We start from the raw sequence: 15404 nt of genomic DNA, 5'->3' as shown, positions 1-15404 counted from the left end.
CCGGTGATGGACGTGTGTCCGTGGCGCTACTGGGCAACACATTCGCCACAGGCGGTGGCACTGCGCACAGAGTCTGACACCTTAAGCTGGCAACAGCTGGCGCAGCGTGTGTCGCAGCGTGCGGCCTATTTGGCTGAATGCGGCGTGTCAGAAGGTTGTGCAGTGGCGCTGATTGGGCGTAATAGTCCGGCGCTGCTGCTCAACTATCTGGCCGTGTTGGAATGCGGTGCGCGCGTGGTGCCGGTTAATCCACAGCTGCCGCGTGAGCGACAAGTGGCGCTGTGCGCGGCGTTGGATGTCCGATTTGGCATTGCAATGCCCGCTACTGATGGTGAGATGAACGCTGAGCCGGCGGTCGTCGATGCTTTTGACTCTGCCGGCGTGGAGATGTTGACGGCTCCGCTGCTCTTTAGCGTGCAGCTGTTTAGCGTTGATGCGGCGCACAGCGCTTCGTCAGCGGCTAATAACGCGTTGGAAGTCAGCCCTGTTGTCGCTGCTGCTCCTGTGGCGTGGGACGCGACGCGTCCGGCGACCGTGACCTTGACCTCTGGCTCTGGCGGCCTACCGAAAGGCGTGGTGCATTCGGCGGAGTGCCATTTGGCCAGTGCCGATGGGCTGTTGCAAATGTTGCCGTTCACTGCGCACGACAGCTGGTTGCTCAGTTTGCCGCTGTTCCATGTCTCCGGGCAGGGGATTGTCTGGCGCTGGCTGCTGCGTGGCGCGACCTTAGTGTGTCGTCCACTGCGTGATTTAGCGCAGGCGCTACAAGGTTGTAGTCATGCCTCTTTAGTGCCGACCCAACTGTACCGATTGTTGCAGCAACCGCAGTCGCTGCCATCACTGCGGCAAGTGTTGCTGGGCGGCGCGGTGATCCCCGTGGCGTTGACGCAGCAAGCGCAAGCGGCGGGGATCCACTGCTGGTGCGGCTACGGCATGACCGAAATGGCCTCGACGGTGACGGCGAAAGCGGCAGACAGTCGCTCTGGCGTAGGGTTATGTTTGCCACGCCGTGAACTGTGTTTGCGCGACGAAGAAGTGTGGGTGCGTGGCGCGCCACTGGCGCTGGGGTACTGGCGCGATGGGGCTTTGCAGCCACTGACGAACGACCAAGGTTGGTTTGCCACTCGCGATCGTGGCTGCATGCGCGACGGCGAGTTGGTGATTTTAGGTCGCCTTGATAACTTGTTTATCAGTGGCGGCGAAAATATCCAGCCAGAGCAAATCGAACGTGGGCTGGCGCTGCATCCGCAGGTGTTGCAGGCGTTTGTTCTGCCGGTTGCAGATGCGGAGTTTGGGCAGCGACCGGTGGCGGTGTTGCAATTCAACTCTTCGGCGGATACGGCGTTTGATGCCAGCGCGGTGGCAGAGGAGCTACGGTCGTGGGCGAAAACGCATCTGGCGGGATTTCAGCGTCCGCTGCACTATTTTTGCTTACCCGACGGCTTTGGCGGCGGCGGCATTAAAATTGCGCGTAAAGCGGTTGCCGATTGGCTAGCAAGTGGCCCACCGCCGCTGTAATGCGTGGTGTATCCGGCCAGACCGGCCAGAACAGTGAGCTGAGTATGGCGGCAACTGTAGCGAACAATACCGAAAAAAACGGCAGGAATTCCTGCCGTTTTTTATTATTCGTCATCTGCCCGTTTATAGATATTCGGGTCATGAATTTCCATAAAACTTTGTGGCCGCGCCAGTGGCTCAAAGCCGTACTTGTTGTACAGCGCGTGCGCATCGCTGGTGGTCAGCACAAACCGACGTAATCCTTGCAAATCAGGATGCTCCATCACCGCCTCTAGCATCGAACCGGCAATACCTTGTCCGCGGCAACTCTCTACCACAAACACATCACACAGATATGCAAAGGTGGCGTAGTCAGAGATGACGCGGCAAAAACCAACCTGCTCGTCACCTTTTAGCGCCGTAAAACATAGCGAGTGATCCAATCCGCGCAGCAGGGTTTCCCGTGGAATACGGCGCGCCCAACCACTTTGGCCAGACAAAAATTGATAGACCAGCTCATCATCCACATCTTTACGCTGATCGGAAATGTGTATCTCTTGCATGCTCATACTCCGTGGGCTGGTTCGCCTATAGAGTGAGCATATCTTAATTACCGCAGATATACAGGGGGATAGGGGGTAAATTTGTTTATCTGTATCGCAAAATATTACAGGGAATTCAGCTGATTATATGAACATCACTGCATGACGGAGCGTGATGTTTTTCCGGTTGCGGCGCACGATTTATGCGCTATTATGCATTTTCCTTGCATGAAAATTTTAATATTCAGAGGGAAAAGTTACATTTCTCCGCTCGTCTACGGCAGAGAAAACCGTTAAAAACAGGAAAAACTGTATGGTTGATCAGAACATAAGGAAACGTGGAATGTCGTCGTGTTCACCTTCGCTGCAATGGAAAGCCTGTACCTTTGCCGAGCTCTCCTCCACTGAACTCTACCAGTTGTTACAGTTACGAGCGGAAGTCTTCGTGGTGGAGCAAGCCTGTGCTTATCAAGATATTGATGGGTTGGATTTGCTGCCGCAGACTTACCATGTGCTGGGTTATGACGGTGAAACACTGGCCGCTTACTTGCGCATTATGGCGCCGGGTACGGTAGGCCATGGTGAGTTGGATTCATCTATGCCGGTGATTGGTCGTGTGATTACCCGCGCGCCATACCGTGGTCAAGGCATTGGTCATGATTTGATCCAGCAAGGCATCATGTTGTGTGAACAGCACTGGCCGAGCGCGTCTATCCACCTGAGTGCGCAAGCTCACCTGCAAGGCTATTACGGTCAGCACGGGTTTGAGGCATGCGGGGAAGGGTATCTGGAAGACGGTATTCCACATATCGGCATGAACCGATTAGGGCACTAAGCTAGACAATCGCTTCGTTTTTTATCACCGGCATCAGTAGAACTCAGCTTATCCGGCGTTGCGCTCTAAGGTGATGACGCGTTTGTCGGTGATGAAAATTAAACCAACTGCTATTTTGTGAGCAACTTCACTGTTGAAAGTTTACGCATCCCGTGCGCAGGGAAAATAAATTTATGTGATCGATCTCTCTTTATTGCGTTATAAATCTCCCTATCCCCTATAAAAAGTGTGATTTAGGACTCGACCAATGGCTGCCAGTCGCTATAATGGCGCCCTCTTATTGGTAGGGCAACTTATTGCACATCTCGTTGTTTGTATTCCTTCGGGTGCATGCAGATAACCAGCCGCAACGCTGCGCTACCAGACAGAGTGAACAAAAGTAATTCCAGCGTCTGACAGCCCATATCAAAAATCAATCAGACAGTCAGCGCTGAAACCAAGAACCTTTTTCGCAGAGGTTGAAACACGGCGATAACAGCTGCTGGAACAGCGGTTGCAGACAATATCAGGCTCATCTCTGAGCAATTTTCCAATGGATGGTTATTTTGCTGCCCCTTGCTTTGGCAGGGCACAACTGTATGTGTTTTTTATCGCACTCTGGCTCACGTTGTAGCTTGAATCGTTTCAACCTACTGATAACGTTTTTTTATAAATACTTTGAAGATAAACCTATGGATCACACAGTAGCGAAACAAGCAACGACTCAAGGCGCCAATGCGGCGACCATGAAGTGGAATAAAAGTGACATCACTTGGATGCTGGGCCTGTACGGTACGGCGGTAGGTGCGGGTACGCTGTTCCTGCCTATCGAAGCCGGTATCGGTGGTATCTGGCCTCTGCTGGTGATGGCGATTCTGGCTCTGCCAATGACCTTCTTTGCACACCGTGCACTGTGCCGCTTCGTACTGTCTGGCTCTGGCCGTCAGGGCGACGACATCACTGAAGTGGTAGAAGAGCACTTTGGCTCAACCGCCGGTTATCTGATCACCTTCCTGTATTTCTTCGCGATCTACCCGATCCTGTTGGTATACAGCGTGGCGATCACTAACACCGTTGAAAGCTTCATGCTGAACCAGCTGCACATGACCCCACCTCCGCGTGCGATCCTGTCTCTGGTGCTGATCGTGGGCCTGATGGCGATTGTGGCCTGTGGTGAAAAGCTGATCGTTAAAGCCATGAGCGTACTGGTATTCCCATTTGTGGCCGTACTGGTGCTGATGTCTCTGTTCCTGATCCCTGAGTGGAACACTGCCATTTTCCATTATGTGCCAGCGGGCGGTAACGGTATCGGCAACGTGCTGAAAACTCTGTGGCTGGTGATCCCAGTAATGGTGTTCTCTTTCAACCACTCACCAATCATCTCTTCTTTTGCCGTAGAGCAAAAGCAGCAGTACGGTGACATGGCTGATGCCAAGAGCTCACGCATTCTGATGATGAGCCACATCATGATGGTGATCACTGTTATGTTCTTCGTATTCAGCTGTGTGCTGAGCCTGTCTCCAGCTGAGCTGGCACAAGCGAAGGCGGATAACATCTCAATCCTGTCTTACTTGGCGAACAAGTTCCAGAACCCGCTGATCGCGTATCTGGCACCAATGATTGCCTTTGTTGCTATCACCAAATCTTTCCTGGGTCACTACTTGGGCACCCGTGAAGGTCTGAACGGTCTGATCCTGAAAGCGGCGCGTCGTAAGGGTAAAACCGTAGGTATCAATACCCTGAACCGCATCACCGCAGTGTTCATTCTGCTGACCACTTGGGCTGTTGCAACGTGGAACCCAAGCATCCTGCACATCATTGAAATGCTGGGTGGCCCGGTAATCGCTCTGCTGCTGTTCATCATGCCAATGTATGCAGTACGCAAAGTACCAGCCATGAAGAAATATGCTGGCGCGCCAAGCAACATCTTCGTGACCTTTATCGGTTGTGTGGCTATCTCCGCAATCTTCTACACCCTGTTCCATTAATGCATTTTGGCTGCCGCCACTGCACTGAAAGTGGCTCGGCAGTCAGCAAGTTGAACAGTGTGAACAACGGCATCCTACGGGGTGCCGTTTTTTTTTGCTTATGATCTCGTCTCGGCACTCTGCGGCTATTTAGCAAGTAAGAGAGAGCAGTGCCAAGTTCACTAAAAACAAGGCAGCCAAGAACATGAGAAACAAAGATCAAAGAGTAAGAGAACAAACAGCCAGAGCACACAGCAACAGAATACTGGTAGGGATAGGGAAAGTTTCGTAGGCACCCACATCGCTAGTGGTCGCGGCATGTTGATTGCAAAGAATAGGGAAAGGGAAAGACCAAAGCGTAAGATAAGAGAGGGATGAGATGCCATACAGCAAAAGAAAATCCGGCCATCGACCACTGTGCAATATTATGCAGCATGGCGCTGATGACCGGATTCAGTGCTTATAGAGATAGCTTCTAGGAGCGCAATGTTAACAATACCGCGTGATGCGAGTTCACGCTATCCGCTGAATTAGCCCGCGACCGGAGGCAACCAACCGAAGGTAGATGCCAGCTGAACGGCAATAATCACGATACCGGTAGTAAACACCACCACCAGACCCGCAACGCCACCCACTACACGGTAACCATGCGCATACTGACTACGAGTCTTCCATGCCATCGCCGCCGGTAACAACAGTGCCAGTACCGCCAGTGCAATTGCCGCGTAACCCAGCGCCATGACAAAGCCTTGTGGATAGAACAGGGCAAAAATCAGTGGCGGAGTAAAGGTCAGTACACCCGTTTGTAAACGGCCACCGACGGAATCAGTACGACGGAACGCATCGGCCAGAAAATCAAACATCCCCAGCGTCACGCCCAAGAATGAGGTCGCCAGCGCCATGTCGGCAAAAACGCGTACCGCGACATCCACTTTTGGATTCGCCACCACTCGATCGACGGCTTGCATCAGACCGGTCAGGTTTGGATTTTCAGCCAAAATGCTGCCCATCGCGGATTGGCTGATGGAGCCGTGAGTCGCCAGTTGCCACAGAATATAGGCAAACAGCGGGATCGCACTGCCGATAATCAGCACCACACGCAGTTTGCGTGTATCACCATCTAAGTAACGCACCAGACTCGGAATGCTACCGTGGAAACCAAACGAGGTGAAAATCACTGGAATGGCGGAGAGCACCAGCCCTTGTTGCAATGGCATGGCTAGCAGGTTTGGCCCTTCCACATGTGGCAGCATCAGTGCCAGCATCAGGATCAGCGCCAGCACTTTAATCGAGAACAGCACGCGGTTCAGTGCATCGACTGCGCGTGTGCTGATGCAGACTGCGCCACCGAGCAGCAGCGTAAACAGCAAAGTACCTTGCAGTGGGCTGATCTCAAGGCTCGCCCAACGTTGCAGGTTGTGTGACAGCTGACCGCCGCCACCGGTGATATAAGCCGCAATCAACGCATACATCAGAAAGGCCATACTGCCACTGGCAATCCAGCGACCGGCAGCGCCAAAGCACTGCTCCGCCAGCGATCCCAGACCGGCATTGGCTGCGGAATATTGATGCACTTCCAGCAACATTAACGCGCTGTAACACATCAATGCCCACAGGGCCACCATCATAATAAAGGTGGCACCAAATCCAATCCCCGCGGACGCCAGCGGCATAGCCAACATACCGGCACCGATGGTTGTTCCGGCAACAATCAAAATGCTGCCCAACAAGCGACTTTTCACTGTAAAACTCCGTTAGTTATTCTCGTTTTCATATTTAACCGGCGACTGCCGGTAGCCATCCGCTGGCGGTAGCAAGCTGTACCACAATCACAAAGACACCCAGCGTAGCGACTAAAATCAGACCGGCGGTACCTCCCATCACACGGTAGGTACTGTTGCCCGCGCGACGCGCTTTCCAAACCATCGCTGCCGGCAGCAGCAGCGCCAGAATGGCTAGCGGAATTGCCGCGTAACCCAGCGCCATAATGAAGCCTTGCGGATAAAACAGGGCAAACAGCACCGGTGGAATAAAGGTCAGCAAACCAGTTTGCATCCGACCGGAAGGACGGTTGTTGCGGCGGGTGGCATCGGCCAGAAAATCAAACAGTGCCAGTGACACGCCAAGGAATGAGGTCGCCAGTGCCATATCGGCAAAAATGCGTACCGCCATATCCACACTGCGGTTTTGCACCACCGAGTCGACGGTTTGCATCAAACCGCTCAGCGTCGGATTAACCTCAAGGATGTGGGTGAACGCTTCTTGGCTGATGGCGCCGTGTGTAGCCAGTTGCCACAGAATATAAATCACCAGCGGAATGGCGCTACCAGTAATAAACACAAACCGCAGTTTCGCAGCATCACCATCTAAATAGCGTACTAAGGTGGTGGTGCAGATATGAAAACCGAACGAGGTGAAAAAGACCGGTAAAGCAGACAGTAGAAGCAGATTTTGTACCGGCATCGCCGTCAGGTTTTGGCCTTCCACGTGCGGGATCAGCAGCAGCAGCACCAGCGCCAGCGCCACCAACTTGATGCTGAACAAGATGCGGTTAAACGAGTCGACCAAACGGGTGCTGATACACACCGCGCCACCTAACAGTAGCGTAAACAGCAGCGCACCTTGCACCGGTGTTAATTGCAGGCCAAACCAGCGCTCTAAGTTGTGCATCAACTGGCCACCACCGCCAGTCACATAGGCTGCGGTCAGGGCATACATTAAAAACAACATGCTGAAACTGATTAACCAGCGTCCTGGCTTACCCAGATAACGCTCGGCTAACACACTCAGCGCAGGAATGTCCGGCGCTGACAAATGCACTTCCACCAACATCAAGGCGCTATAGCACATCAATGCCCACAGAGCGAACATCATAAACAGAGTAGGGATAAAGCCGATCCCGGCGGAAGCTAACGGCATGGCCAGCATGCCAGCCCCAATCGTAATCCCTGCGACAATAAGAACGCTACCTAAAACCCGGCTTTTCACTGGCAACTCCGTATGGATGTCAATTGAACGGTAGGTTAAAAAACAGACAAAATGTTTTTGTATATGTGTTTTAACTGCTATTTAACATTAAGGCTAAATTTAATCTGCCTGTCTGGATTAATGGCAAACTAATGTTCTGCAGATTAAATAAGAAGCGTGCCGCTGTCAAATCCGGTTTGCAGTGTAATTATATGTTTACATGTTGGTGTTTTCAGGCTGGATTTGAGGAAAATTTTCGCGCAGTAAAAAATTTCAGTGTAAATAAAACAATACAAATTTGGCTATTGCTAATGAAAAGCCATAAAGCCATGCTTAGTTAGATAAATACGCTATTATTTAGCCGAGTTAACAGAACTAAAGTGAATTTTTTGTTTTTTATTAGGCGGTTAAGATAGAACTCTGACAAAAATGGGCTGAAACATGTCAGGATGCCTAGTCTAAGGGAAGCGAGCAAAGCATGAGCACGCCGTTGAGAGTTGAAATGATCAGTACCGGCAACGAAGTGTTGCACGGCGAAATTATAGACAGTAACGCGGCGTGGCTGGCGCAAACGCTGTACCAAGCCGGTTTGCCTTTGGCTTACCGCAGTACAGTGGGTGATGATATCAATGCGCTGGTAAGTTGTTTTTTAGCGCGTAGCCATGAAGCCGATATTGTGATTGTCAACGGCGGTTTAGGGCCGACGTGCGACGATCTCAGTGCTGAAGCGGCAGCACGTGCCTTTAATCAACCCTTGGTGCTCAATCACCCTTGGCTGGAGCGTTTGCGTCAACGCTACGAAAAATCGGGCCGTCCGATGCCTGACTCCAACCGCAAGCAGGCATTGTTACCGCAACATGCGCTGTTGGTGGATAATCCGGTGGGCACGGCCTGTGGCTTTATGCTGACGTTGCCGCAATGCGTCATGTTCTTTACTCCCGGTGTCCCGCAAGAATTTAAAGTGATGGTCGAGCAGCAAATTCTGCCGATTATTCAGCAACGCTTTAATCTGCCGCCTGCGCCGATCTGCCTGCGTGTCACCTCATTTGGTCTCAGTGAAAGTGGGATTGCCGATCGTCTGCAACACTTGGATGTTCCGCCTGATGTGATGCTCGGTTATCGCTCGGCGATGCCGTTTATCGAAATCAAAGTCTCCGGTCCCGCCACGCGGCATAACCATATGCTGCGTTTGATGAACCAAATTTCCGACATTCTGGATGACAACATTGTCTTTTCTGGTGAAGGCTCGTTACCCGAGCAATTAGGGGATTTCCTCGCTTTAAGCAAAATCACCCTATCGTTGTCGGAAACCTTTACCGGTGGCGTGGTCGCAGCCACGTTGCAAGATGATAAACGCACGGCACTGGCTTTACGGCAGGGCTGGGTAATTGGGCAAACCGATCAACGTCTGCCGGATAACCAGAAACTGCTGGGGCATGCGATTGCGATGGCCGAAGCGTGCCGTGAACGCACTGGCGCGGATGTCGGGCTGGCAACCTCACGCATTTTGGTGGTGGATAACCATATCGAAGTGGCGGTCGCGCTAGCCGATAAACGCAACGAGTACGGACAGCGTGTCCGGCTGCGGGTGCGTCATGCGTCAGAGCAGCGTGTGGTGGTGACTACTTTGTTGCTGGATATGCTGCGTCGCTATTTGGAAGCGCGCGAAATTTTCGGCACCTATGAATGGATTGAACCGCAAGAAGTGCTGACGATCCCTAAAGGGGATGTGCCGGCTTAACATCCAATGGCTAGATGCTAGCCGTGATAACTGTATACAGATCTAGCGATGAACGGCTCTAACCGTGCACGGATAATGTGCTGAGCTCAGTGGCTGGCAGTTCGCTGTCTGCGGTGCTCCCGGCATCCGCGTAAAGGCCGATGTGAAGGTCGGTTTGTGGTACGCAGCAGCAAGGCAGAATTTCATCTTCGCCGATGAACGCCAGCGGCGTTGTGAGATAGCGCACTTGGCCTTGATATAACCGAGTCCGACACGCGCCGCAAAACCCTGCGCGGCACTGCGATTCCACCGGCTGACGGTGCAATTCTAAGGTTTCCAGCAAGGTCATATTACCTTGATGTGGGATCGCGAATAGGGCATGACCTGCCGGATGTGCAGACTGGTTTGCTGAGCGTTCAGATGGGTGATAGTCCTGCGCCCGTGGACGCAGGACAATGTGCAGTTTCAGCATGCGATCACAGCTCGAAGCCACCTAAGTCTTCATCGCTGACTTCGGAGTCAATCTGACCAACTAAGTACGAGCTGACTTCCACTTCTTGTGGCGCTACTTGCACGTTGTCGGATACTAACCAGCTATTGATCCACGGGATCGGGTTTGAACGCGCTGGGAATGGCATGATCAAACCAACCGCTTGCATACGGATGTTGGTGATGTACTCAACGTACTGGCACAGGATGTCTTTGTTCAGGCCAATCATCGAGCCATCTTTGAACAGGTACTCGGCCCAACGTTTTTCTTGCTCCGCGGCTTCCAAGAACAGGTTAAAGCACTCCGCTTCACATTCGGCAGCAATCTCCGCCATCTCAGGATCATCACGGCCACTGCGCATCAGGTTAATGATGTGCTGGGTGCCGGTTAGGTGCAGGGCTTCATCGCGGGCAATCATCTTGATGATCTTAGCATTACCTTCCATCAGCTCGCGCTCCGCGAACGCAAACGAGCAGGCAAAGCTGACATAGAAGCGGATCGCTTCCAGCGCATTCACGCTCATCAGGCACAAATACAGGGTCTTTTTCAGCGCGCGCAGGCTGACGGTATGCGTTACACCATTAATGGTGTGCGTACCTTCACCCAGCAGATGGTACAAGTTGCTGTCATGGATCAGCTTATCGTAGAACGATGAAATATCGGTGGCGCGCTTCAAAATCTCTTCGTTAACCACGATATCGTCGAACACCACTGACGGGTCATTCACGATATTACGGATGATATGGGTGTAGGAGCGAGAGTGAATGGTCTCAGAGAATGACCATGTCTCGATCCAGGTTTCCAGCTCAGGGATAGAAACCAGCGGCAACAGCGCCACGTTCGGGCTGCGGCCTTGAATGGAGTCCAGCAGCGTCTGATATTTCAGGTTGCTGATGAAGATATGTTTTTCGTGATCGGGCAGAGCCTGATAATCGATGCGGTCACGGGACACATCCACTTCTTCCGGACGCCAGAAGAACGACAGCTGCTTTTCAATCAGACGCTCGAAAATTTCGTGCTTTTGCTGATCGTAGCGAGCCACGTTAACCGGCTGACCGAAAAACATCGGTTCCAGCAGCTGATTGTTTTTGTGTTGACTGAAAGTGGTGTAAGCCATGAGAAAAATACCTTTGTACGGAAACAACCGCCGATGCTTATTACTCGCACCGGCGGCATAGAGCGCAATTAAATCTTGCAGGCGCCGCTTTCGCAGCCATCATCAGCGGCGGCTACGGACAGATCATCCTGTAAATCGTCGGCACCGTCACGGGTGTTCTGATAATACAGGGTTTTGACACCGTATTTATAGGCAGTCAGCAGATCTTTGAGCAATTGCTTCATTGGCACCTTCTGGCCTGGGAAGCGCGCCGGATCGTAGTTGGTATTGGCCGAAATCGACTGATCGATAAACTTCTGGATGATCCCCACGATATGCAGGTAACCGTCGTTATTCGGAATATCCCACAGCAGCTCGTAAGCATCTTTCAGTTGTTCATACTCCGGCACTACCTGCTTGAGGATCCCGTCTTTCGACGCTTTCACGCTGATATGGCCGCGCGGTGGCTCAATACCGTTGGTGGCGTTAGAGATCTGGGATGAAGTCTCCGATGGCATCAGTGCCGAAACGGTTGAGTTACGCAGACCGTGCAGCTGGATATCACGACGCAGAGTTTCCCAATCGTAATGCAGCGGCTCTTGGGTCAGCTGATCCAGATCCTTTTTATAGGTATCAATTGGCAGAATACCTTGCGCATAGGTGGTTTCATTGAACCACGGGCAAGCACCTTGCTCTTGTGCCAGCTTGTTAGACGCTTTCAGCAGATAATACTGCATCGCTTCAAACGTGCGGTGCGTCAGGTTGTTTGCGCTGCCATCGGAGTAACGCACACCGTGCTTCGCCAGATAGTAGGCAAAGTTGATCACACCAATCCCCAGAGTACGACGTCCCATTGCGCCACGCTGCGCGGCGGGGATTGGATAATCCTGATAATCGAGCAGGGAATCCAGTGCGCGGATGGCCAGTTCAGCCAGCTCTTCCAGCTCATCTAAGTGTTCGATTGCACCTAAGTTGAAGGCTGACAGGGTACAGAGCGCAATCTCACCGTTGGCATCGTTCACTTCATCCAGCGGACGAGTTGGCAGCGCGATTTCCAAGCACAGGTTTGACTGGCGCACCGGTGCTACCATTGGGTCAAACGGGCTGTGAGTGTTGCAGTGATCCACGTTCTGAATGTAGATACGGCCCGTTGAAGCGCGCTCTTGCATCATCAGCGAGAACAGCTCCAGCGCTTTAATCGATTTTTTACGGATAGACGGATCTTGTTCGTACTTAACGTACAGCTCTTCAAACTTGGCCTGATCCATGAAAAACGCATCGTACAGACCCGGTACATCGGATGGGCTGAACAGCGTGATGTTCTCGCCTTTGATCAGGCGCTGATACATCAGCTTGTTGATCTGCACGCCGTAATCCATATGACGCACGCGGTTTTCTTCCACGCCGCGGTTGTTTTTCAGCACCAGCAGATCTTCGACTTCCAGATGCCACAGCGGATAGAACAGCGTAGCCGCACCACCGCGCACGCCGCCTTGTGAGCAGGACTTCACTGCCGTCTGGAAATGCTTGTAGAACGGAATACAGCCGGTGTGGAACGCTTCGCCGCCACGGATTTCGCTACCCAGCGCACGGATACGACCGGCGTTGATGCCGATACCGGCGCGCTGAGAGACGTATTTCACAATCGCACTGGAGGTGGCGTTGATGGAATCTAAGCTGTCACCACATTCGATCAGTACACAAGAGCTGAACTGACGAGTAGGGGTGCGCACACCCGACATAATCGGGGTTGGCAGCGAAATCTTGAAAGTTGAAATCGCATCATAAAAACGGCGCACGTAATCCAAACGTGTCTCGCGCGGATAACCGGCAAACAGGCAGGCAGCCACCAGAATGTACAGGAACTGGGCGCTTTCGTAGATCTCACCGGTCACGCGGTTTTGAACCAGATATTTGCCTTCCAGCTGCTTCACGGCCGCGTAGGAGAAGTTCATATCACGCCAGTGATCGAGGAACTCGTCCATCTGCGCAAATTCTTCTTCGCTGTAGTCTTGCAGCAGATGAGCATCGTATTTGCCGAGTTCAACCATCTTGCGCACATGATCCAGCAGCTTTGGTGGCTCAAACTGGCCATAGGCTTTTTTGCGCAGGTGGAAAATAGCCAGGCGCGCGGCCAGATACTGATAATCCGGTGATTCACGGGAGATCAGGTCAGCGGCGGCCTTGATGATGGTTTCGTGGATATCAGAGGTGCGGATCCCGTCATAAAACTGAATGTGGGAACGTAATTCAACCTGCGATACTGACACATTGTGAAGACCTTCCGCAGCCCATGTGATGACCCGGTGGATTTTATCCAGATCGATGCGCTCTTTACGTCCGTCGCGTTTCGTTACCAGCAGAGATTGATTCATAGTTCTTCAGTTCAGCCAATGTAGTAGAAAAGGTAATAGTCGAACACCAACGTCTGTCTGCGCGTCCTGCGTCAGAGCAGCGCGCCTGTTTACCATCGAACCGTTAACCATCAGGGCGTTGGAAACAGGAGGCCGGACAGGCAAATATGGATAAATGGCACTCGTTATCGCTCATTACACTGTAGTGTGTGAGTCTGACATGTGCCACAACATATTGGGTGTTCGCTTGGAATGGATAACAAGATAGTGAGGTATGGCCGCAGATGCAAGTGCACAAAATGCCTCTGAATTGTGGATAACCCAGTGCGGAAAGAGGTAATGTTAGTATTTACTAACTTGCGTGCAATACACCTATTGCGCCTCTCGAAAATGCAAGCATTTTTGCCGGTGAAAAAAGCAACAGAGAAAAAATTTTTTGATCTGGTGCTGTTCGCACAGGAATTATGCAAACGGGCGAAACATGAGCCAGATCAAATTTTATCGGTTTGTTATAAGGTGTTGGTTTTGTTAGATGCGATGCGTTGCCAACCAGTGCATAAACTCGGTAACGGAGGCAAAAACGCCATCGGCGCCCCAATCGCGGGTATCAATATCTGGGCTGATGTAACCCCATCCCGCCACGGCACTCGGCATACCAGCGGCTTGCGCCGCTTGAATATCGGTACGAGCATCACCCAGATACAGAGTGCGTGATTCCGATAACCCTAACTGCGCGCAGGCATGATGCATTGGCGCGGGGTGTGGTTTACGCTGCGCTAAGGTATCTGCGCACACTAATACGGCAGGCTGCGCCAATACAGGGAAGTAGGGCAGCAGCGCTTGCGTCAGTGCCGTAGGCTTATTGGTGACAATTCCCCACGGGCAACCGCTTTGCGCGATCTGCTGTAACAGCGCCGTGACGCCAGGATATAAGCGGGTATCACGGCAGACATTGGCGTGGTAGTACGCCAAAAAGCGCGCGCGCAATACCGTCATATCATCGGGCAATGCCCCAGCAAAGCCAGCGTGCAGCAATCCGTGCACGCCTTGGCTAGTATTAGCTTGAATTTGCGCTGCGTTCAGCGGGTTATAGCCATAGTGTTGCAAGACATGATTGGCTGCGGCCGCCATGTCCGCGGCGGTATCTAATAAGGTGCCGTCGAGATCAAAGAGTACCGCATCCCAATGCATCACAGATCCTCGCGAATGGTGTGTACCATGTAGTTCACATCGATATCTGGGCGTAACGAAAACTGATTCAGCAGCGGGTTGAAGGTGATCCCCATCAGGTCTTGTTCGCGCAGGCCGGTATTATCAATCCAGCCCAGCAGTTCAGACGGGCGAATGAACTTATTAAAGTCATGCGTCCCTTTTGGCACCATGCGCAGCAGATATTCTGCGCCGACAATCGCCAGCAAGAAGGATTTCGGGTTCCGGTTTAAGGTCGAGAAAAAGACATGGCCGCCGGGTTTGACCAAGCGCGCACAGGCTTGAATGATAGATTCTGGATCGGGCACATGCTCCAGCATTTCCATGCAGGTGACCACATCATACTGGCCACTGTGCGCTTCGGCATGCTCTTCCACGGTTTGCTGCAGATAGTTGACTTGCACGCCACTTTCCAGTGCATGCAGACGTGCCACTTGCAGCGGCTCACTGCCCATGTCTAAACCGGTGACGTTAGCGCCTTCGCGGGCCAAGCTTTCCGACAAAATACCGCCGCCACAGCCGACATCCAGCACTTGCTTGCCAAATACACCACCGGCGCGGTCGAGAATGTACTCCAGGCGCAACGGATTAATACGGTGTAAGGGTTTGAATTCCCCTTCCAGATCCCACCAGGTTGAGGCAACCGCTTCAAATTTAGCAATTTCCTGATGATCGACGTTCAGCGTTTTTTGCATGGCTACACAGCATCCATTCATACGACAATAATTGCGCTGATTATACCTAATTC

At 52.3% G+C, this 15404-nt stretch carries 12 protein-coding genes; 4 read left to right on the top strand and 8 right to left on the bottom strand.

Going from position 1 to position 15404, the window contains the following annotated elements:
* Positions 1-6: 6 nt before the first annotated feature.
* On the top strand, positions 7-1518 hold the full coding sequence (gene menE, locus NCTC9997_RS09810; RefSeq protein ID WP_064978492.1) for an o-succinylbenzoate--CoA ligase: 1512 nt from the start codon (positions 7-9) through the stop codon (positions 1516-1518).
* Positions 1519-1622: 104 nt separating this feature from the next.
* Here the strand turns inward: menE and NCTC9997_RS09805 are convergent, their stop codons facing one another.
* Positions 1623-2060: a GNAT family N-acetyltransferase gene (locus tag NCTC9997_RS09805; RefSeq protein ID WP_010864049.1), complete on the bottom strand. Its 438-nt coding sequence runs from the start codon at positions 2058-2060 to the stop codon at positions 1623-1625.
* Positions 2061-2382: 322 nt separating this feature from the next.
* On the opposite strand from NCTC9997_RS09805, the gene NCTC9997_RS09800 reads away from it, so the two are divergent.
* Both NCTC9997_RS09800 and NCTC9997_RS09795 read left to right on the top strand, forming a co-directional pair.
* Positions 2383-2874: a GNAT family N-acetyltransferase gene (locus NCTC9997_RS09800; RefSeq protein WP_064977982.1), complete on the top strand. Its 492-nt coding sequence runs from the start codon at positions 2383-2385 to the stop codon at positions 2872-2874.
* A 671-nt stretch (positions 2875-3545) separates the two neighbouring features.
* Positions 3546-4841, top strand: a complete 1296-nt coding sequence (locus tag NCTC9997_RS09795; RefSeq protein WP_010864047.1) for a serine/threonine transporter — start codon at positions 3546-3548, stop codon at positions 4839-4841.
* 509 nt (positions 4842-5350) lie between these two features.
* Here NCTC9997_RS09795 and tyrP (NCTC9997_RS09790) read toward each other — a convergent pair.
* A complete protein-coding gene (gene tyrP, locus NCTC9997_RS09790; protein ID WP_064977981.1) occupies positions 5351-6562 on the bottom strand; it encodes a tyrosine transporter TyrP in 1212 nt (403 codons plus the stop codon).
* Between the two features lie 34 nt (positions 6563-6596).
* A complete protein-coding gene (gene tyrP / locus NCTC9997_RS09785; RefSeq protein ID WP_039045657.1) occupies positions 6597-7808 on the bottom strand; it encodes a tyrosine transporter TyrP in 1212 nt (403 codons plus the stop codon).
* 457 nt (positions 7809-8265) lie between these two features.
* On the opposite strand from tyrP (NCTC9997_RS09785), the gene NCTC9997_RS09780 reads away from it, so the two are divergent.
* On the top strand, positions 8266-9528 hold the full coding sequence (locus NCTC9997_RS09780) for a CinA family nicotinamide mononucleotide deamidase-related protein (RefSeq protein ID WP_082935540.1): 1263 nt from the start codon (positions 8266-8268) through the stop codon (positions 9526-9528).
* 58 nt (positions 9529-9586) lie between these two features.
* Here NCTC9997_RS09780 and yfaE read toward each other — a convergent pair whose 3' ends face one another.
* From yfaE to ubiG, 5 genes are all read right to left on the bottom strand, one after another.
* The gene (yfaE, locus tag NCTC9997_RS15510; RefSeq protein WP_064977979.1) at positions 9587-9979 is read right to left on the bottom strand and encodes a class I ribonucleotide reductase maintenance protein YfaE; all 393 of its coding nucleotides are present in this window, start codon (positions 9977-9979) and stop codon (positions 9587-9589) included.
* A gap of 4 nt (positions 9980-9983) precedes the next feature.
* On the bottom strand, positions 9984-11114 hold the full coding sequence (gene nrdB, locus NCTC9997_RS09770; RefSeq protein WP_010864042.1) for a class Ia ribonucleoside-diphosphate reductase subunit beta: 1131 nt from the start codon (positions 11112-11114) through the stop codon (positions 9984-9986).
* Positions 11115-11182: 68 nt separating this feature from the next.
* Positions 11183-13468 carry a class 1a ribonucleoside-diphosphate reductase subunit alpha gene (gene nrdA, locus NCTC9997_RS09765; protein ID WP_064977978.1) on the bottom strand — a complete coding sequence of 762 codons (2286 nt, stop codon included), beginning with the start codon at positions 13466-13468 and terminating at the stop codon, positions 11183-11185.
* 507 nt (positions 13469-13975) lie between these two features.
* Positions 13976-14638 carry a phosphoglycolate phosphatase gene (gph, locus tag NCTC9997_RS09760; protein ID WP_064977977.1) on the bottom strand — a complete coding sequence of 221 codons (663 nt, stop codon included), beginning with the start codon at positions 14636-14638 and terminating at the stop codon, positions 13976-13978.
* Positions 14638-15351: a bifunctional 2-polyprenyl-6-hydroxyphenol methylase/3-demethylubiquinol 3-O-methyltransferase UbiG gene (ubiG, locus tag NCTC9997_RS09755; protein WP_047707845.1), complete on the bottom strand. Its 714-nt coding sequence runs from the start codon at positions 15349-15351 to the stop codon at positions 14638-14640. The genes gph and ubiG overlap by 1 nt, the downstream gene beginning before the upstream one ends.
* Between the last annotated feature and the right edge of the window lie 53 nt (positions 15352-15404).

This window comes from Plesiomonas shigelloides (genome assembly GCF_900087055.1).
Classification (GTDB): Bacteria; Pseudomonadota; Gammaproteobacteria; order Enterobacterales; family CAMTGL01; genus Plesiomonas; species Plesiomonas shigelloides.
This window is presented reverse-complemented; position numbering and strand designations above follow the sequence as displayed.

Bases quoted from the DNA above. Each gene is read 5' to 3' on its own strand.
- NCTC9997_RS09800 (WP_064977982.1), top strand. From the start codon at position 2,383: ATGTCGTCGTGTTCACCTTCGCTGCAATGGAAAGCCTGTACCTTTGCC.
- menE (WP_064978492.1), top strand. From the start codon at position 7: ATGGACGTGTGTCCGTGGCGCTACTGGGCAACACATTCGCCACAGGCG.
- NCTC9997_RS09780 (WP_082935540.1), top strand. From the start codon at position 8,266: ATGAGCACGCCGTTGAGAGTTGAAATGATCAGTACCGGCAACGAAGTG.
- ubiG (WP_047707845.1), bottom strand. From the start codon at position 15,351: ATGCAAAAAACGCTGAACGTCGATCATCAGGAAATTGCTAAATTTGAA.
- nrdA (WP_064977978.1), bottom strand. From the start codon at position 13,468: ATGAATCAATCTCTGCTGGTAACGAAACGCGACGGACGTAAAGAGCGC.
- nrdB (WP_010864042.1), bottom strand. From the start codon at position 11,114: ATGGCTTACACCACTTTCAGTCAACACAAAAACAATCAGCTGCTGGAA.
- yfaE (WP_064977979.1), bottom strand. From the start codon at position 9,979: ATGCTGAAACTGCACATTGTCCTGCGTCCACGGGCGCAGGACTATCAC.
- NCTC9997_RS09795 (WP_010864047.1), top strand. From the start codon at position 3,546: ATGGATCACACAGTAGCGAAACAAGCAACGACTCAAGGCGCCAATGCG.
- gph (WP_064977977.1), bottom strand. From the start codon at position 14,638: ATGCATTGGGATGCGGTACTCTTTGATCTCGACGGCACCTTATTAGAT.
- NCTC9997_RS09805 (WP_010864049.1), bottom strand. From the start codon at position 2,060: ATGCAAGAGATACACATTTCCGATCAGCGTAAAGATGTGGATGATGAG.